Annotated in this window: 15 protein-coding genes; 8 read left to right on the top strand and 7 right to left on the bottom strand. The window is 66.8% G+C overall.

Annotated features, from left to right (window positions below):
- Positions 1 to 51: 51 nt before the first annotated feature.
- The 3 genes from LNV23_RS20655 to LNV23_RS20645 all read right to left on the bottom strand — a co-directional run bounded on the left by LNV23_RS20655 (position 52) and on the right by LNV23_RS20645 (position 3190).
- On the bottom strand, positions 52 to 453 hold the full coding sequence (locus tag LNV23_RS20655; protein WP_263564723.1) for a hypothetical protein: 402 nt from the start codon (positions 451 to 453) through the stop codon (positions 52 to 54).
- Positions 454 to 569: 116 nt separating this feature from the next.
- On the bottom strand, positions 570 to 1925 hold the full coding sequence (locus LNV23_RS20650; RefSeq protein ID WP_263564722.1) for a L,D-transpeptidase family protein: 1356 nt from the start codon (positions 1923 to 1925) through the stop codon (positions 570 to 572).
- 74 nt (positions 1926 to 1999) lie between these two features.
- Positions 2000 to 3190 (bottom strand): YybH family protein, encoded by a 1191-nt coding sequence (locus LNV23_RS20645; protein ID WP_263564721.1) that lies wholly within the window; start codon positions 3188 to 3190, stop codon positions 2000 to 2002.
- Positions 3191 to 3412: 222 nt separating this feature from the next.
- On the opposite strand from LNV23_RS20645, the gene LNV23_RS20640 reads away from it, so the two are divergent.
- A complete protein-coding gene (locus LNV23_RS20640) occupies positions 3413 to 4285 on the top strand; it encodes a hypothetical protein (RefSeq protein WP_263564720.1) in 873 nt (290 codons plus the stop codon).
- Between the two features lie 30 nt (positions 4286 to 4315).
- On the opposite strand, the gene arsH is transcribed toward LNV23_RS20640, so the two are convergent.
- From arsH to LNV23_RS20620, 4 genes are all read right to left on the bottom strand, one after another.
- Positions 4316 to 5050 (bottom strand): arsenical resistance protein ArsH, encoded by a 735-nt coding sequence (gene arsH / locus LNV23_RS20635; RefSeq protein WP_263564719.1) that lies wholly within the window; start codon positions 5048 to 5050, stop codon positions 4316 to 4318.
- Positions 5047 to 5712, bottom strand: coding sequence for an aquaporin (locus tag LNV23_RS20630; protein WP_263564718.1), 666 nt, complete (start codon positions 5710 to 5712; stop codon positions 5047 to 5049). Before LNV23_RS20630 ends, arsH begins: the two co-directional genes overlap by 4 nt.
- A gap of 32 nt (positions 5713 to 5744) precedes the next feature.
- The gene (locus tag LNV23_RS20625) at positions 5745 to 6251 is read right to left on the bottom strand and encodes an arsenate reductase ArsC (protein WP_263564717.1); all 507 of its coding nucleotides are present in this window, start codon (positions 6249 to 6251) and stop codon (positions 5745 to 5747) included.
- Positions 6252 to 6389: 138 nt separating this feature from the next.
- Positions 6390 to 6713, bottom strand: coding sequence for an ArsR/SmtB family transcription factor (locus tag LNV23_RS20620; RefSeq protein ID WP_263564716.1), 324 nt, complete (start codon positions 6711 to 6713; stop codon positions 6390 to 6392).
- 94 nt (positions 6714 to 6807) lie between these two features.
- Here LNV23_RS20620 and LNV23_RS20615 point away from each other — a divergent pair, with 94 nt between their 5' ends.
- The 7 genes from LNV23_RS20615 to LNV23_RS20585 all read left to right on the top strand — a co-directional run bounded on the left by LNV23_RS20615 (position 6808) and on the right by LNV23_RS20585 (position 18410).
- On the top strand, positions 6808 to 9108 hold the full coding sequence (locus LNV23_RS20615) for a heavy metal translocating P-type ATPase (protein WP_263564715.1): 2301 nt from the start codon (positions 6808 to 6810) through the stop codon (positions 9106 to 9108).
- An 85-nt stretch (positions 9109 to 9193) separates the two neighbouring features.
- Positions 9194 to 9568 carry a hypothetical protein gene (locus tag LNV23_RS20610; protein WP_263564714.1) on the top strand — a complete coding sequence of 125 codons (375 nt, stop codon included), beginning with the start codon at positions 9194 to 9196 and terminating at the stop codon, positions 9566 to 9568.
- 201 nt (positions 9569 to 9769) lie between these two features.
- On the top strand, positions 9770 to 11053 hold the full coding sequence (locus LNV23_RS20605; protein ID WP_263564713.1) for a TolC family protein: 1284 nt from the start codon (positions 9770 to 9772) through the stop codon (positions 11051 to 11053).
- Positions 11050 to 12372 carry an efflux RND transporter periplasmic adaptor subunit gene (locus LNV23_RS20600; RefSeq protein WP_263564712.1) on the top strand — a complete coding sequence of 441 codons (1323 nt, stop codon included), beginning with the start codon at positions 11050 to 11052 and terminating at the stop codon, positions 12370 to 12372. The genes LNV23_RS20605 and LNV23_RS20600 overlap by 4 nt, the downstream gene beginning before the upstream one ends.
- A gap of 33 nt (positions 12373 to 12405) precedes the next feature.
- Entirely contained in the window at positions 12406 to 15600 is a 3195-nt protein-coding gene (locus LNV23_RS20595; protein ID WP_263564711.1) for an efflux RND transporter permease subunit, read from the top strand.
- 189 nt (positions 15601 to 15789) lie between these two features.
- Complete coding sequence (locus LNV23_RS20590) at positions 15790 to 16632, top strand: hypothetical protein (RefSeq protein WP_263564710.1); 843 nt, start codon at positions 15790 to 15792, stop codon at positions 16630 to 16632.
- A gap of 332 nt (positions 16633 to 16964) precedes the next feature.
- Positions 16965 to 18410 carry a tyrosine-type recombinase/integrase gene (locus tag LNV23_RS20585; protein WP_263564709.1) on the top strand — a complete coding sequence of 482 codons (1446 nt, stop codon included), beginning with the start codon at positions 16965 to 16967 and terminating at the stop codon, positions 18408 to 18410.
- Positions 18411 to 18636 lie beyond the last annotated feature (226 nt).

Below are 18636 nucleotides of genomic sequence, written 5' to 3'. Positions count from 1 at the left end.
GAGGGCGGGCTGGCGCGCGAGGCCAGCCGGATGCAAGGACGCTGCGGACGCTCAGCGTTTGAGCCAGGTCTGCGTGCCGGGCTCGAAGGCCCAGCTGGCGGCTTCCAGCGGCGTGCGGGGCCAAGTCTTGTTGGCCAGCTCGACGGGGTTCAGAAGCCAGACATCGAGGATCTGGCCATCGGGTGCCACCGTGTAGTGCACGGTCAGCTTCTGGCCGGCCAAGCTGGCCGGTTGCTGCAGCAGATTGGTGTCGCCATACACCCGAGTTCCGGGCGAGAGCTTGCTCGGCTTGCCGTTGAGCAGTACATCGGGTGTTTGCACCAGCACGAATTCGCCGCGCAAGGTCTGCGGGCTGAATTGCCGGTGGGACTGCGCCTGCGCGGCGAAAGGCGCACTGAGCGCAAGGGCGGCGCCGGCCAGGGTGGCCAAGGCGGAATGAACACAGCGTTGCATGGTATTTGTCCAGGGGCTGCGTGAATGGGCGCGCTGCGCGGAGGCAGCACGGGGCTGGGCGCTGGCTTCAGCGCAAACGACGATTTTAGTGCAGCGCCCGTCGAAACCGGCGAGTCTCAGCCGATGACGCCGTCGAAGAAGATCTTCCACTGCCCATTTTGTTCACGCCAGTACTGACGCTTGAGTCGGGCGCGCTCGTCCTGGGCGCTGAGTTCGCGGTAGGTGACGATGAGCACCGGTTCGGCATGCTGGCCCGGCAGCACGCTCAGGCGTTCCAGCGATTGCAGAGGCAACTCTTGCTTGGCCATGCGGGCCAGATTGCTGGCCAGCTTGTCGCTGCTGCTGTCCGAGCCGCGCTGCAACCCTGGTTCGTAGAGCTGGCGCAAAGCGGCTGCGTCCTGGCGCAGGCGCGCCTGCTGCCACTGCTCGTAGGCTGATTCAAAACCGGCGTCCAGCGCCGGCGGGCTGCTGACACTGCTCTTTTTGACCCAGCGAATCTTGTCCATCACCAACACCGGCGTTTCGCGAGGCGTCACGGTCTCGGCCAGCAGGCGCATCTCGTCATTGCTGAGCACGATGCAGCCGTCGGTGGACTGCGGGCTGCGCGCGTAGTTGCCGCTGCGCTCGCCGTGCAGCCAGATGCTGGTGCCGCCGCGGCCGGCCAAGCGGTCGATCTCGTTCGGGTAGTTCAAGGGCAGTGCGGCGGCGCCATAGCGCGCAGCGGCCTCATCGCGGCGCGGGCCGACGTAATAGGTGCCCAGCGGCGTGCGTTGGTCGCCTTCGACCAGCTTGCCGGTGCCCAGCTTGCCAATCGAGACATAGCTGTCGCGCAGCAAGCGCACGCCGTTGGCGCTGTTCTCAAACAGATAGAGGCGGGCGCGGCTGGTGTCCACCATGATGGCGTGGCGCACGCTGGGCGAGAGGCCGAACATCTGCTCGGGCAGGGCGTCTTGCGGCGGGCGCTCGACCAGCGCGGCCAGGCGCAAGCGCGCTTCGGTGCGCAGCAGCGTGGCCGGGTCGGGCTTCTTGCCGCTGGCGGCCAACTGTCGCTCCAGTGCTTCACCTTGGCCGCTGCGGGCCAGCAGCAAGCTGCCGTAGACCATTTGCGCCAGAGCGAAATCGGGTTGACGGCGAACCAGATGTTCCACCAAGGCAAAGGCTCGGCTTTCTTCGCCTTTGGCCAGCTGTTGGTAGACCTGAATCAGCTGGCTTTCCGGCGTGTCTCCGTCGAGTTGCGCCGTCAGCAAGTCTGGGCCGGTCTGGCCATGACCGGAGCTGGAGCTGGCCCTGCCGTCCAGCGAGTCGGCGGCGCTGAATTTGGACCGGGCTGAGACAAAGCCCACCGTACCGATGACGCTCAGCAGTGTCGTCGCCAGACCGGCGATCAACAACTGCCGCCGACGCTCTTTGCGGCGGCGCCGTGCCGACAGGCGCTCGGTCAGTCGTTCGAGATCGGAATTGGGGGCCGGCATGGAAGCAGTAGACAACAGGAAAGGGCGGTGACTTGCGGTTGTGGGGAGTGCTCAGGGCTCAGGGCTGTTTGTGCTCAGCGGTTGGTTTCGTCGGCGATCTGCCAGCGGCCGCTGCGGCTCTTACTCATGGTGAAGGTCTTGCTGCTCTTCACGCTGAGTGCGTCGGAGCTGTAGTCCTGGCGCAGGCTGACCGTGGCTTTGTCGCCCTGAAGCTTGACCTTGATGTCGCTGAGCTTGACCTTGATGTTCTTCTTGCTGGTGATGCGCTCGCGACGCTCTTGTTCCCAGGCCTTGCGGTTGGGCAATTTGCCCTTGAACTCGGGCACATAGGCCGCGTAATAGCCGTTCATATCACGCGAGCTCCAGGCTTTGGCCCAGGCTTGCAGGGTGTTCTCGACCGCCTGGCGATCGGCTGCCACGCTGTTCTCGGCCTTGCTCGGTTCGGCCTTGGCGATCGGGGCTGGGGCCGGGCTTGGTGTTGCGGCGACGGCAGTTGGTGCCGGTGCCGGCGCGGCTGCAGGCTTGGGTGCCGGTGCAGGCACAGGGGCCTGCGCAGGGGTGGCAACAGGAGCGGGTGCCGGTGTCGGTGGCGCTGTGGCCGGAGCTGGTGCTGGTGTGGCCTTGGTCGCAGGCGGCGCTGCCACGGGGGCAGCGGCCGGCGAAGGTGCGGGCGTCGGCGCGGGGCTGGCTGCCGGAGTCGCCGGTTTGCGTGGGTCCACGCTGGTTTCAAAGATGTTCTGCACCACGGCCAGCTTCAGCGGCAGCACGCCGTCGCTCTTGTCCAGGGCCAGGGCTTTCTTGTAGGCCTGTCCGGCCAAACGGGCATAGACGTCGCCCAGATTCTGGAAGGCGGTCGCGTAGGCCGGATTGGTGCGGATGGCCAGTTCCAGCGCTTGGCGGGCCTTTTCGTATTCGCCCTGGTTGCCGTAGAGCACGGCCAGGTTGTTGTAAGGGCCGGGCAGCTCGGGGTGGCTGTCAATCAGCTTCTGAAACACGCCGATGGCCTCTGAATTTCGGTTCAGCAGCGACAAAGCAATGCCACGCTGCAGGCGCAGGCGCGGGTCTTCGGGTTTGGCGGCCAGCAAATGCTCGACCTTCTTGAGACCTTCAGCGGCCTTGCCGGCGGCCAGCAGGGCCTGCACATCACTCACATCGTCGGCGCGTACCAGGCCGGTGCTCAGCAGGCCTAGAGACAGGGCCAGCAGGCTGGCCAGAACGGTCGGGCGAAACTTGGTGCGTGTCACAGGCAGGAGTTTAGAAAGCATGGTCGCGGCCGAGTGGGAACTGCCGGTGATTGTAGTGGCGCTACCCAGTCAGCGGCCGCTGTGCGCAGCATCGTAACTACCCTGTGTTGCAGGTCTTGCATGCTAGAGTCCCAGGAAGGTCAAGCCGGTTTACCGGCACTCCCATGAATCGCCTGGGTGCGCATGCTGCATAACGTCACTTTCCGTGATCTCCTCCCTCGGGTCTGGCTGGCAGCTGGTCTCGTGGCCGCCGCGTCGAGTCAGGCCCTGGAGATCAGCCCGCCGCGCCTGCAGTCCGCCCTGCATCAGCCTTTGCAGGTGCAGATTGCGCTTCGTTTGACGCCCGGCGACAAAACCAGCAAGACCTTGAGCGACCCTTGTTTCAAGGTGGATGTCAGCGTGGGTGATCGTCTGCTCAAGCCCGCCGAGTTCATGCGCAGCATCGATTGGCAGGCGGCCGGCGGTTCCATCGTGATGCGTGTGCAGACCCATGCACCGGTGGCTGAGCCGGTGGTGGTGCTGAGTTTGGGTTGCCCGCGCCAACAGTTCAGCCTGATGCTGGAGCCGTCCTTGCCTGCTTCAGTGTCTGCGGCTTCGGCACCGGCCAGGCCTGCCGTTCCGCCAGCGTCGCCGGTGCTCGCGAAGACCAAGCCTCAGCCGGTGCCGGCACCGACTGTGGTGTTGCGCCACAAGGGCCCGGCCTTGCGCCTGGATCTGGGCCTGGCCGAGCGTAGTGCTGCAGTTTCGCCCTCAGCCAGAGGCAGCCCGGTGGATTGGTATGCCCCGCTCGCCGGCATTCGTCTTCTGATGGCACTAGATGTCGGCGGTCCGCTCGGTGCCATGCCGAGCACCACGGTCGGCGTCGAAGGCCCGCGGCCCGACCGTATCAAGCAGGCCGAGGCCCAGTTCGTGGCCTTGCAGGCAGAGCAGAAGGCACTTCATGCGGAAATGGGCGAGCTCAGCGATGCACTGCTGGCGCGCGAGCAGCGGCGTGCTGGTGCCGGCGCGCAAGCCGGCTGGTGGGCCCTTGGTCTGGCCACCTTGGCGGCACTCGGCGGCGTGGGCGGCTGGTGGTGGCTGCGGCGGCAGCGCCGCGGCACGAGCGCCGCTCTCTGATCCTCCTGTCGACCCCGGCCGCTGGCCGTTTTACAAGGCGGCCTGATTGACCCGTTGCGACAAGGCCTCGGCGTTTTCCTTGCGCTCGCTGTAGCGGTCGACCAGGCAAGGCCCGATATCGCGCGTCAACAAGGTGAATTTGAACAATTCCTCCATGACGTCGACGACCCGGTCGTAATAGGCCGAAGGCTTCATTCGCCCCTGCTCGTCAAACTCGAGGAAAGCCTTGGCCACCGAGCTCTGATTGGGGATGGTCAGCATGCGCATCCAGCGGCCCAGCACGCGCAGCTGGTTCACGGCATTGAAGCTCTGCGAGCCACCGCTGACCTGCATCACCGCCAAGGTCTTGCCTTGGGTCGGGCGCACGGCGCCGCTGGTCAAGGGGATCCAGTCGATCTGCGCCTTCATCACGCCGGTCATGGCGCCGTGGCGCTCGGGGCTGCTCCAGACCATGCCCTCGCTCCACAGCACCAGCTCGCGCAGCTCCTGCACCTTGGGGTGGCTGTCGGCGCTGTCGTCCGGCAAGGGCAGGCCGCTCGGATTGAAGAATCGCACCTCGCCGCCCATGGCTTGCAGCAGGCGCCCGGCCTCTTCGGCCAGCAAGCGGCTGAAGGAGCGCTCGCGCAGCGAGCCGTAGAGGATCAGAAAGCGCGGTGCATGCACGCTGAGCTGGGCGGGGCGCAGGGCTTCGAGCTTGGGGCGCTGGAACAACTGCGTGTCCAGGGCCGGGAAGTCTTCGGGCTTGATGTGAAGAGAGTCAGTCATGGCGATGGGGTCGGTGAGCAAGGGCGGGGTGAGAGGGCGTGGTGCAGCACCAGGCCCAGTCCAGCGCCCAGGAGCTCGGCCAGCACAAAGCCGGGCGCGCTGGCCGGGGCGATGCCGGCAAAGCTGTCGCTGAACATGCGGCCGAACACGGCGGCGGGGTTGGCAAAGGAGGTGGAGGCGGTGAACCAGTAAGCCGCGCCGATGTAAGCGGCCACCAGGGACGAAGCCCGGCCTGCCGGCGCGCGCAGGATCACCAGCAGCAGGCCGGCGGTGGCAATACCTTCGGCCAGCCATTGCGCCGGACCGGCGCGCAGCTTGGCTGAGGTTTGCAGCAAAGGCAGCTCGAACATGGCGTGGGCGGCCCAGGCGCCGAGCAGCGCACCGAGCAACTGGGCGGCGATGAAGGGCGCCGCGCTGGGCCAGGGCAGTTCGCGGCGCCAGGCCATCACCAGGGACACAGCGGGGTTGAAATGGGCGCCGCTGATGGGGCCGAAAACTTCGATCAGCACATAGAGTCCGCCCACGGTGGCGGCCGTGTTGGCCAGCAGGGCGATGGCGATATTGCCGCCGGCCAGGCGCTCGGCCATGATGCCGGAGCCGATGACGATGGCCAGCAGCAAGGCCGTGCCCAGGGCTTCGGCCAGCAGCTTTTGAGACGACAAGCGGTGGTGCATGGTGAAGCTGCCCCGTCAACTCAGCTGCGCGCAATGGCCTGCAGTGCCGCGGCCAACTCGGCGCCGCGCAGGCGCTCCAGAGGCAGGGCCAGCAGCTGCAGCATGCGGTAGGCGATGGCCTGGCGGGTCAGCTCGAAAGCACGGCGCTTGCCCTCCTCACCGCCCTCGGCGTTCGACGGGTCGGGGTAGCCCCAATGCACCTGTACCGGCGGCTGCTCGCTGCCGGAGAAAAACAAGGGGCAGGTCTCCGCCGCGGCGCTGTCGCAAACCGTGATGACGATGGACAGCGGCGGCGCCTCCGGGCCCGTGAACTCGTCCCAGCTCTTGCTGCGGTAGCCCGCGACATCGACGCCGGCATTCGTCAAGGCTTCCAACGCGAAGGGGTTGAGCCGGCCGCTGGGCGCGCTGCCGGCACTGTGGGCGCGCACATCCCGGCCGAGCTTTTGGGCCCAGTGATTGAGCATGCCTTCGCTGAGCACGCTGCGCGCGGAGTTGTGGGTGCAGAGGATGAGGACGTGGGTGGTCATGGCTTGGGTGAACAGGTGAACAGGTGAACAGGTGAATGGGTGAATGGGTGAATCGTGAGTCGTGAGTCGTGAGTCGTGAGTCGTGAGGGGGCGGCTTGAGTTCACCCGTTCACCTGTTCACTCGTTCACCTTCCCCACTCAGCAGCCGCAGTCCAGCGGCTTGGGTTGCAGGCAGTCCTGGCCCTGGCAGCAGTTCTCGCCGAGGTAGGCCAGCAGGCCGTTCATCTGCGCAAAGTCGGCGCGGTAGACCAGGTTGCGGCCCAGGCGCTCCTGGCTGAGCAGGCCGGCATTGCTGAGTTCCTTGAGGTGAAACGACAGGGTGGCCGCTGGCAGGCCCAGGGCTTCGACCAGGGCGCCGGGCGTGAGCCCGTCAGGCCCGGCCACCACCAGCAGGCGAAAAATGCGCAGGCGGTGGCTTTGGGCCAGGGCGGCAAGGGCGCGGATGACGTGTTCTTCAGGCATGGCATAAATTATTTCATATCTATGGAAATATCGAAAAGTAAAAGCCAGCGATGCGCTTGACTCTGGACTCACTCCAGGGTTTCCAATGCAAGCCATGGACACACGCGCCCCTTCTGCTTCCCGCTCTGCTCCTCATGGGCATGCCCACAGCCACGGCCATGAACACGGTCATGCCCATGCACATGCCCCGACCGAGCCGGCCGCCCACGGCGACTGCTGCAGCCATGCCTGCGAGGCATCCGAGCCTGTGCTGCCGCCGGCCGCGCCCGCCGCGCTGACCGGTTACACCCGCTACCGCATCGCCAGCATGGACTGCGCGGTCGAGCAGGCCGAGATACTCGCGGCGCTGGAGCCGATCGCCGGTATCGAAGCGCTGCGTTTCGATCTGCCCCAGCGCCAGCTGGCCCTGAAAGCGCCGGAGGCCGTGCAGGCCCAGGCCCTGGCTGCCATCCGCCGGCTCGGCTACGAGCCGCAGCTTTTGTCCCAGGATGCCGAGCCGGGCGCTCCCGCGGCCTCAGGCCTGGGTGCCGGTATCTCGCGCTTGATCGCCTCCTTGCTTGCGGCCTTGGGCGCCGAAGCCCTGGCCTTTTTCGCGCCGGACACGCTGCCCTTCCAGATCGCCTCCATGGCCCTGGCCCTGGTGGCCATCGCCCTGGCTGGATTGGAGACCTACAAAAAAGGCCTGGCGGCGCTGCGCGTCGGCCGCCTCAACATCAATGCCTTGATGGCCGTGGCCGTCACCGGCGCTTTTGTCATCGGCCAATGGCCCGAGGCGGCCATGGTGATGGCGCTGTATGCCCTGGCCGAGCTGATCGAAGCGCGCGCCGTGGACCGTGCGCGTCATGCCATCCAGAGCCTGCTGGCGCTGGCGCCCGAGGATGCCGAAGTGCTGCAGGCCGATGGCCAGTGGCGCCGCTTGCCCAGCGCCGAGGTGGCCTTGGGCGCGAACGTGCGCCTGAAGCCGGGCGAGCGCGTGCCGCTGGACGGCCGCGTGCTGCGCGGCCAGAGCGCGGTGGACCAGGCCCCGGTCACGGGCGAGAGCCTGCCGGTGGACAAGCGGGCCGGCGACGAGCTTTTTGCGGGCACCATCAACCAGACCGCGGCGCTGGAATTTGAAGTCACGGCCCTTGCGGCCGACAGCACCCTGGCCCGCATCATCCATGCCGTTCAAGAGGCGCAGTCCAGCCGTGCACCGACGCAGCGTTTTGTTGATCGCTTTGCGGCCATCTACACCCCGGCGGTCTTTGTGCTGGCGCTGGCCGTGGCGGTGCTGATGCCCTGGCTGGCCGGCTGGACCTGGCTGCAATCGGTCTACAAAGCCCTGGTGCTGCTGGTGATCGCCTGCCCCTGCGCCCTGGTGATCTCCACGCCAGTGACCGTGGTCAGCGGCCTGGCCGCAGCGGCGCGGCGCGGCATCCTGATCAAGGGCGGGGTCTATCTGGAAGAGGCTCGCAAGCTCAAGGTCGTGGCGCTCGACAAGACCGGCACCCTGACCGAAGGCCGGCCGGTGCTGACGCATTTTGAGCTGCTGCGCCCCGGCGCCGAGCTGGTGCGCGTGCAAGCCTGGGCACAGGCCCTGGCTGCGCGCTCTGACCACCCGGTGTCCAAGGCCATCGCTCAGGGCCTCACGGTGGCCGCCATGCCCGAGGTCCAAGGCTTCCGCGCCGAAGCGGGCCGTGGCGTGGCCGGCCACGTCGAGGGCCAGGCGCTGGTGCTGGCCAACCACCGCTGGATCGAGGAGCGCGGCCAGTGCTCGCCGGAACTGGAATCGCAGATGGCGCTGCATGAGCAGGCCGGCCGCAGCGTCAGCCTGCTGGCCGATGCCGGCGGCGTGTTGGCCTTGTGCGCCGTGGCCGACACGGTCAAGCCCTCCAGCCGCCAGGCCGTGGCCGATCTGATCGATCTGGGACTGACCCCGGTCATGCTCTCGGGCGACAACCCGCGCACCGCGCAGGCGATCGCCACCCAGCTGGGCATCACCGAGCTGCGCGCCAATCTGCTGCCCGAGGACAAGCTGGCCGCCATCACCGAGCTGCAGGCCCGGCTGGGCCCCACGGCCATGGTCGGCGACGGCATCAACGACGCGCCGGCCCTGGCCCGCGCCGACATCGGCTTTGCCATGGGCGGCGCCGGCACGCACACGGCCATGGAGGCGGCCGATGTGGTGGTGATGAACGACGACCTGTCGCGCCTGCCCGAGACCATCCGCCTCTCGCGCCGCGCCCGCGCCGTGCTGTGGCAAAACATCGCCTTGGCGCTGGGCATCAAGGCGGCGTTTTTGCTGGCAGCCTTGTTCGGCAGCGCGACCATGTGGATGGCGGTGTTCGCCGATATGGGCGCCAGCCTGCTGGTGGTGTTCAACGGGCTGCGCATGCTGCGCAGCCCGCGCCGCTGAAATTCAGCGCTGACATCAAGCGTTTACCCGCATGATCGTCTGCCGCGCTGGCTATACTGCGCCCGCTTTTGTTCAAGCCTTCTCCATGCGTCGTCTTCTCCTCACCGTGCTGGCACTGTTGATGCTGGCCCAGTCCAGCTGGGCCGCGGCAGCGCTGTGCTGCATCAAGGAGTTCCAGGCCAGCGCGCTGGAGGCGGCCGTGCATCTGAAAGGCCAGGCCCATGCCGAGCCGCGTGAGCCTCAAGTGCTCGGCGATGACGGTGATGCGCTTGAGCTCAGGGCCCAGGATGTCTGCGCCCTCGGCCATTGCCATTGCAACCATTCGCCGCTGGCCGTGTCGCCCGACGACGGTCTAGGTGCCCAGGCCGACGGCGCCGAGAGGCGCCCGCCGCCGCGCTGCGCAGCTGCGCGCTCGCACATTCCCGAGGGGCGCGACCGCCCCAATTGGCTGCGCGCCTGAGCGGCGCGTCGTCCAAGACTCTCTTTCCCTTTTGCTCGTCCTCACACGGCCTGGCCGTGTGAGATGAGTTCGGCCTGATCGTTTCGTTTTCAGGCCCGCCGGACGCTGCGCCGACCACCCGTATGTGCTGTTTTTCCACACAAACCGGAGTGTTCGATGCGAACCCCTTTGTCTTTTCAAGTTGTACCGGTGCCGCTGCGGATGACCCGCGCCGCGACGCTGCTGTCGCTCTGCGCCTTGGCCCTGCTGAGCCCGGGCTTGCTGGCGCAAACGCCTGAGCCTTCGCTCACGCTCGCGGCGAGCTTGAGCCTGCCGCAAGCCCTGAACCTGGCCCTGAGCCACAACCCCGATCTGGCCGCGGCGCGCCTGGAGCTGCAGGCTCAGGAAGCGGCCGAGCAGCAAGCTGGCGTGGCCCCCAACCCCGAGCTCAGCCTGCTGATCGAAGACACGCGCCGTGCCAGCCGCAGCAGCACCGTGCAGTGGAGCCAGGCCCTGGAGCTGGGCGGCAAGCGCGCCGCCCGCGTGGCCGCGGCCGCCCATGCCCGCGAGCAGGCGGCCGTGGGCTTGCTGGCGCGGCAGGCCGAGCTGCAGGCCGCCGTCAGCACGGCATTCTTTGAACTGCTGGCGGCGCAGGAGCAGCAGCGCCTGAGCGAGTCGGCCATGCAGCTGGCCGAGCGCAGCGTGCAGGCGGTGCAGCTGCGCCTGCAGGCTGGCAAGGTGGCGCCGCTGGAGCTGCACAAGGCCCAGGTCGCCGCCGGCGCCGTGCGTGCGGACCTGGCCCAGGCGCGCAGTGAGCTGAGCCTGGCCCGCCAGCGCCTGGCTGCACTCTGGGGCGGCGCCGAGGCCCGCTTCGAGCGCGCCGAGGGTCAGGCCGAGCAGATGCCGCCCAGCAGCGCCGAAGTCGCGCCCAGCAGCACGGCACTCGATGAAGCGCCGGCCCTGCGCCTGGCCCGCCTGGACATCGCCCGCCGCCAGGCGCTGACGGCCGGCGAGCGCGCCAAGCGCGTGCCCGATCTGACCGTCAGCCTAGGCGCCAAACATGAGGCGGAAACTGGGCGAAGCATGGCCGTGATCGGCCTGTCTTTGCCTTTGCCGCTGCGCGATCGCAACGAGGGCAATTTGCTCGAAGCGCTGAAGCGCGAGGAGCAGGCGCGCGAGCAACTGGCCGCCGCGCAAGTGCGCCTGCGGCTGGACCTGGCGCAAGCCCAGGAGCGCCTGCGCCAGACCCGTCTGCAGCAGCTGAGCCTGCGCGAGCAGCAGCTGCCGCTGGCGCAGACGGCGTTTGACACCGCGCTGCGCGGTTATGAGCTGGGCAAGTTCGCCTTCATCGACGTGCTCGATGCCCAGCGCAGCCTGTTCCAGCTGCGCCAGCAAGCCCTGCGCCAAAGCGCCGAAGCCTGGCGCGCCGCCGCCGAGATCGCCCGCCTTTTGGGGCTGCCGCCTTTCACCGTGCAGCCCGCCACCCAACAAGACACCACATCATGATGAAGAAGAGCAACACTCCCACTGAAGCTACAAATCCCAGCCCGGCAGCGCGCCCCAAGAAGCAGGCCGTGGCCGTGGCCGTGGTGCTCGCCCTGGGCCTGGCCGGCGGCTGGGCCATCCTGCGCGGCGGGCCGGCCGTGGCCGGGGCTGACGCCCATGCGCACAGCGAAGGTGAGGCGCCCCACGAAGAAGCGCCCTCTGTGGCGGCCCCGCCCGTGGTGCCCGCCTCGGCCCCTGCTGTGGCGGCCAGCTCCGCCGACGGCGGCGAAGAATTCGTCGAGCTCAGCGACGAGCAGCTGCAGCGCCAGGCCATCCGCCTGGAAGCCGCCGGACCGGCCAACCTGGCCCGCAGCCTGGAGCTGCTGGGCGAGGTCAAGCTGAACCAGGACCGCAGCGTGCTGGTGACGCCGCGCCTGGCCGGCCAGGTCGAGGCGGTGCGCGTCAGCGCCGGTGACCGGGTGCAAGCCGGCCAGGTGCTGGCCGTCATCTCCAGCCAGGCCCTGGCCGACCAGCGCAGCGAGCAGCTGGCGGCGCAAAAGCGCCTGGCCCTGGCGCGCGGTGTCTACGAGCGCGAGAAGAAGCTCTGGGAGGAAAAGATCAGCGCCGAGCAGGATTACCTCCAAGCCCGCCAGGCCTTCCAGGAGGCGGACATCACCGCCGAGAACGCGCGCCAGAAGCTGCAAGCCCTGGGCGCCGGCGCGGCGGCCAGCGGCACCGCGGGCCTGACCCGTTACGAGGTCCGCGCGCCGATGGCTGGCGTGGTGGTCGAGAAAAAGATCAGCGTTGGCGAGGTGCTCAAGGACGATGCGCCCATCTTCCAGCTGGCCGATCTGGGCACGCTGTGGGTGGAGCTGAGTCTGCCGGTGCAGACCCTGGGCCAGCTGCAGATCGGCGCGCGCGGCCGCATCCAGGGCGCAGCGGCCACCGAGCCGGCGCTGACGCTGAGCCATATCGGCAGCACCGTGGCCGAGCAAAGCCGCAGTGCCATGGCCCGCCTGCTGCTGCCCAACCCGCGCGGCCAGTGGCGGCCGGGCCAGCCGGTGACGGTGGCGCTGCAAACAGGCCAAACAGGCGCCTCGGCTGAGGTGACGGTGCCGGTGGCGGTGCGCAACGAGGCCTTGCAAAGCCGCGAAGGTCGCGACGAGGTGTACGTGCGCGAAGGCCAGCGTATGGTGGCCCGCGCTGTGCGCCTGGGCCGCAGCGACGGCAGCCACACCGAGGTGCTGCAAGGCCTGAGCGCCGGGGAGCGTTACGCCTCGGCCAACAGCTTTGTCGTCAAGGCCGATCTCGGCAAGTCGGCCGCGGCCCACGCGCACTGATGAGCAAAGAACAGCGAGAGGACGCAAACCATCATGTTTGAAAAACTCATAAGAGCTGCCATCTCCCAGCGCTGGGCGGTGATGCTGGGCGTGCTGGCCATGGCGCTGTGGGGCTTGTACAGCCTGCAGCGCCTGCCCATCGACGCCGTGCCGGACATCACCAATGTCCAGGTGCAGATCAACACCGAAGCGCCCGGCTACTCGCCGCTGGAATCCGAGCAGCGCGTCAGCTTCCCGATCGAGACGGCCATGGCCGGCCTGCCGAATCTGGAGCAGACGCGTTCGCTCTCCCGCTACGGCCTGTCCCAGGTGACCGTGGTGTTCAAGGATGGCACCGACATCTACTTCGCCCGCCAGCTGGTGAACGAGCGCATCCAGCAGGCGCGCAGCCAACTGCCGGCCGGCCTGGCGCCGGCGCTGGGGCCCATCGCCACCGGCCTCGGTGAAATCTATATGTGGACGGTGGAGGCCAAGCCTGATGCGCGACGGCCGGATGGCCAGGCCTACACGCTCAGCGATCTGCGCGAGATCCAGGACTGGATCGTCAAGCCGCAGCTGCGCATCGTGCCCGGCGTGACCGAGATCAACACCATCGGCGGCCATGCCAAGGAGTACCTGGTGGCGCCCCGGCCCGAGCAGCTGGTGGCCCATGGCCTCAGCCTGGCCGAGCTGGTGCAGGCGCTGGAGCGCAACAACAGCAATGTCGGCGCCGGCTATATCGAGCGGCGCGGTGAGCAGTATCTGATCCGCGCGCCCGGTCAGCTGGGCTCGATCAAGGACATAGCCAACACGGTGATCCAGACCCGCCAGGGCCTGCCGCTGCGCGTGCGCGATGTGGCCGAGGTGGGCCTGGGCCAGGAGCTGCGCAGCGGCGCGGCCACCGAGAACGGCCGTGAGGTGGTGCTGGGCACGGTCTTCATGCTGATGGGCGAGAACAGCCGCGTCGTCGCGCGTGCGGTGGACTTGAAGCTCAAGGAGATCGCCCGCAGCCTGCCCGAGGGTGTGATCGTGCAGACGGTGTACGACCGCACCGTGCTGATCGACAAGGCGATTGCCACCGTCAAGAGCAATCTCTTCGAGGGCGCGCTGCTGGTGGTGGCCGTGCTCTTCCTCTTCCTCGGCAATTTGCGCGCGGCCCTGATCACGGCGGCGGTGATTCCGCTGGCCATGCTGTTCACGTTCAGCGGCATGGTGGCCAATCGCGTCAGCGCCAATCTGATGAGCTTGGGCGCGCTGGACTTCGGCATCATCATCGACGGCGCCGTGGTCATTGTGGAGAACTGCGTGCGCCGCCTGGCCCATGCCCAGGCCCTGGCCGGCCGACCACTCAGTCGCAGCGAGCGCTTTGCCGAAGTGTTTGCCGCCGCGCGTGAGGCGCGCCGGCCGCTGCTTTACGGCCAGCTCATCATCATGGTGGTCTACCTGCCGATCTTTGCCCTCAGCGGGGTGGAGGGCAAGATGTTCCACCCCATGGCCTTCACCGTGGTGGCGGCCTTGGCGGGCGCCATGATCCTGTCGCTGACCTTTGTGCCGGCGGCCGTGGCCTTGTTCATCGGCGAGCATGTGGCCGAAAAGGAAAACCGCCTGATGGGCTGGGCTCGCCGCGGCTATGCGCCGGCCTTGGACTGGGCCTTGCTGAACAAGCCCCTGGTGCTGGCGCTGGCGGCGGTGTCGGTGAGCCTGAGCGGCTTGATGCTCAGCCGCATGGGCAGCGAGTTCGTGCCCAGCCTGGACGAGGGTGATATTGCTTTGCATGCCTTGCGCATCCCGGGTACCAGCCTGAGTCAATCGGTGGCCATGCAGGCGGAGCTGGAGCGGGTGATCCAGACCTTCCCCGAGGTGCTGCGCGTCTACGCCAAGCTGGGCACGGCCGAGATCGCCACCGACCCCATGCCGCCCAATGTGGCCGACACCTTTGTCATGCTCAAGCCGCGCGCCCAGTGGCCCGACCCCAAGCGGCCCACGGCCGACTTGGTGGCCGCGCTGCAGGCGGCGGTGGCCCAGGTGCCGGGCCAGAACTACGAGTTCACCCAGCCCATCCAGATGCGCTTCAACGAGCTGATCTCGGGCGTGCGCAGCGATGTGGCCGTCAAGGTGTTTGGCGATGAGATGGCGGTGATGGAGCGCAGTGCCGAGGCCATCGCGGCGGTGCTGCAGCGCATCCCCGGCGCGGCCGACGTCAAGGTCGAGCAGACCACCGGCCTGCCCATGCTCAGCCTGCAGCTGGACCGCGCCAAGCTGGCCCGTTTGGGCCTGAGCGTGGCCGAGGTGCAGGAGAGCGCGGCCATCGCCATCGGCGGCCAGGAGGCAGGCACGCTGTTCGAGGGCGACCGCCGCTTCGACATCCTGGTGCGCCTGCCCGAGACCCTGCGCAGCGATGTGGAGGCGCTCAAGCGTTTGCCGCTGCGCCTGCCTCCCACCTCCGCCAATGCCGCGCCGGCCTATGTGACCCTGGGTGAGGTGGCGCAGTTCGACATGGCGCCGGGCCCGAACCAGCTCAGCCGCGAGCAGGGCAAACGCCGCGTGGTCGTGACGGCCAATGTGCGCGGACGCGACATCGGCTCTTTTGTGGCCGAGGCGCAAGCCCGGCTGCAGGCCGAGGTCAAGATCCCGCCGGGCTACTGGACCCAGTGGGGCGGCACCTTCGAGCAGCTGCAGTCCGCCAGCCAGCGCCTGAAGATCGTCGTGCCCCTGGCCCTGAGCCTGGTCTTTTTGCTGCTGTTCGCCATGTTCCGCGACCTCAAGGACGGCCTGCTGGTCTTCACCGGCGTGCCTTTTGCGCTGAGCGGCGGCATTGCGGCCCTGTGGCTGCGCGACATCCCGCTGTCCATCTCGGCCGGCGTGGGCTTCATCGCCCTGTCCGGCGTGGCAGTGCTCAACGGCCTGGTGATGATTGCCTACATCCGCAGCCTGCGCGAGGAGCAAGGCATGGCGCTGGACGAGGCCGTGCGCGAAGGCGCGCTGACTCGTCTGCGCCCGGTGCTGATGACGGCCCTGGTCGCCTCGCTCGGCTTCGTGCCCATGGCCCTGGCCGTGGGCACCGGCGCCGAGGTCCAGCGCCCGCTGGCCACGGTGGTGATCGGCGGCATCCTGTCGTCCACCGCGTTGACCTTGCTGGTGTTGCCGGTGCTGTATCGCTGGGTGCATGGGCGCAGGGCAGCTCGCGGTGAATTGGCGCACAGCGCTCAATTGCAACAAGACGCAAGCGTGAGGGACCTAACTTCCTAACTCATGCTGTCGCAGCTGGTAGGCTAAGCGCCGCCTGCCGCCCATGGATCGATCCAGCCTCGGGGCGGCTGGCGCTCGGCGCTTCAGGTAGGGTGCCGCGCTCGGATGAATCATCGGGAACTCGAGGGTCTGTGGCTGCCGTCTTGGCGACGGCCTGGCCTCTCGCAAGCAACAAGACCAGGACGAGTGATGCGCAAGAACGTGACCATGCCGGCGGGCGAGATGTGGATGGAGGTGGTGGAGGGCGAGGTGGTCTCGCAGCAGAAATGGAGCGAGACCCATGTGCGAGGCTCCGGCGGTGGCGGTTACATCAACCAGGGCTCGGGTCAAATCGCGAGCACCCAAATCATCAGTTCGACCTCGGAGCAGCTGGAGTTCTGGGTCAAGAGCGACGACGGCAAGGAGACCGCCTTCCGTCTGTCCGATGTCGACATGGCCGTGCGCGCCGGTCAGCGTGTGCGGATTGCCAGCGGCACGAAAGCGGGCGGCAAGAAAAAGAGCACCCCCTTGCTGGCTCAGAACTTTGCCAGCGGCGAGACCCATGCCTTGATTTCGGACTGGCAGCGCTGGGCCCTGTCCGCCGGCCTGCTGCGCCGCCCGCTCTGGTATCGCCTGCTGACCAATTGGGTGACCTTGTCCTTGGCCGTGATTTGTGCTTTGGTCCTGCTGCATCAGCACACCCATCCCGAAGCGAGCCGGGCCCTTGATCATTTGATGGCGCATGCCAACGGCGTGATCCCTGTCGCCGAGTTGACGGGCACGTTGATGGAGCAGGCCGCCTCGGGCGGCAGCGAGTTGGTCCGCGAAACTCGGCAATGGGTGGATGGCGGCGCCGACCTCAGCAAAGGCAAGGTGGCTTCCAATGGCATTGCGCTCTTTGGCTTTGTGCTGTTTCTGTGGCTGGCCTTCGCGCTCGCGCTGAAGCTGGCCGGCCGGATGCTCCTGAGCTTGGTCTGGTCGCGGGGGGCTGGGCGTGATGTGCGCAAGCGGGTGCTAGCGGCGTTTGAGGCTCCGGCAGCGGTTCGAGCCTGAGCCATACGCTGACTCCCGCTGACTTCCTTTGCTGCTCGACCGCGCTTGCAGAGGAGCACAGAGCTCGGAAAAGAGAAAAGCCCGCGACCTTTCGGTAGCGGGCTTTCTATATTTTGGTGGCGCTTCAGGGATTCGAACCCCGGACCTGCGGATTATGATTCCGTTGTATTGCATGTTTTCTTGTGTTGAACTGAATTGATTAAACACATAAAAATCAATAACTTAGTGATAAAGTTTGCCTTGAGGCGTTGAAGGAAGTTTGCCTGTTTTTAAGAAATAGTCTTACATCCTCCCTTACATCGGTGGCGGTGTAAGACAAAGAAGAGGTCAGCATGGCGAAGGTGTCTTTCACGGTCGGCCGGGTCAACGGGTTCAAATGTCCTGGCGACAAAAAGCAGGCGTTTCTATGGGATTCCAATGTGCTTGGGCTCGGAGTTCGGTCCACGCCGGCTGGAAAGCCAGCCTATGTGTTCCAAAGCACCTACCAAGGCAAGGACCTGCGCCTGACCATCGGCGGCCTTGATGCCTGGAGCATTCCCGAAGCACAAGCCAAAGCGCGGGAATTGCAGCGGATGATTGACGAGGGCAAAGATCCACGTGACCTCAAGCGCAATGCAATCGCGGCGACACAAGCCCGAAAGGTGGCTGAGGCAGCGCAGGTGGAGGCGGAGAAGCTGGCCAGCGTCACCGTCGGCGAGGCTTGGGCTGTTTACCTTGAGGACCGCAAGCCTTTTTGGGGCGAGCGCAACTTTGCCGATCACGTGAAGATGAGCAAAGCGGGCGGAGAGGTCAGCAAGCGCGGTGTCAAACTCGCCCCAGATGGCAGCAAGCCAAAGACACAGCCTGGTCCAATCTTCCAATTGATGTCGCTCCAGATCCGGGAACTGACGCCGGCTGTGTTGGAGGCCTGGGCCGGAGAACACGCAGCAGTTCGAGCGACCTACGCCCGCCTTTGCTGGCGCTGCATGAAAGTTTTCCTGAATTGGTGCGCCGAGCATCCCGAGTACTCGCGCTTGCTGGTCAATGCCAATCCGGCGAAGACAAAGAAGGCGCGTGAAGTGCTTGGCAAACCGGCGGCGAAAGATGACGCCCTATTGCGGGAGCAACTTCCGGCCTGGTTTAGCGCTGTGGGGCAGGTTCAGAACCCCGTCATCAGCGCCTACCTGCGCGTGTTGCTGATGACAGGCGCACGTCCGGGCGAAGTTTTGACATTGAAGTGGGAGGACGTGAATACGCAGTGGAAGAGTTTGGCCATCCGCGACAAGGTAGAGGGCGAGCGCTTGATTCCACTCACTCCCTACGTTGCGCACCTCCTCGCCGGTCTGCCTCGCCGAAATGAGTGGGTTTTCGCGAGTACGAGGGCGCTCAGCTTGGATCCGGAGAGCATTCGACGGCGGCAGGCGAAGCACTCCCGAAAGGGCTCGACTGCACCCACAGGCGCCCTCGTGCAAGCCAGTGCAACCGGGCACCTAACCGATCCCAGCAGCGCGCATCGCTGTGCTGCTGCCGGCGCAGGGCTCGAAGGTCTGACCCTGCACGGCTTGCGCCGTAGTTTTTCGAGCCTCACCGAGTGGTTGGATATCCCGTCTGGCGTCGTCGCACAGATCCAGGGCCACAAGCCCAGCGCGACGGCCGAGAAACATTACAAGCGCCGCCCCTTGGATCTGCTGCGAGTTCACCACGAGCGTATCGAGGCGTGGATCCTGGATCAGGCAGGCGTTGCCTTCGAGGCCGCAGTCAGTTCGCAGGCCCGTCCGAAGCTGTCTGCTGTTTCCTGAGGTCGCATTGAGCGCATCACCACAGCTTCTCGGCCTGTCCCAGGGGACTCACCTGGGAGTCCCCCTGGAATCCCCGCCGAATCCCCGGCGAAGTACCGCTTTGCCGAAGCGTCAGGCTGCAGATCACTCCAGCACGCGCGGTCGCGTTTCAGTGATGCCTGCTGCATTAGAAGGCTAGGGCAGAGGGCAAGATCGAGGCCGCAGGCCAGAGGCTGCTGCTGGCCTG

The organism is Kinneretia sp. DJ1R-11 (assembly GCF_025717595.1).
Taxonomy (GTDB): domain Bacteria; phylum Pseudomonadota; class Gammaproteobacteria; order Burkholderiales; family Burkholderiaceae_C; genus Paucibacter_A.
Note: the sequence above shows the minus strand (reverse complement) of the source record. Positions and strands in the feature narration are given on the sequence as shown.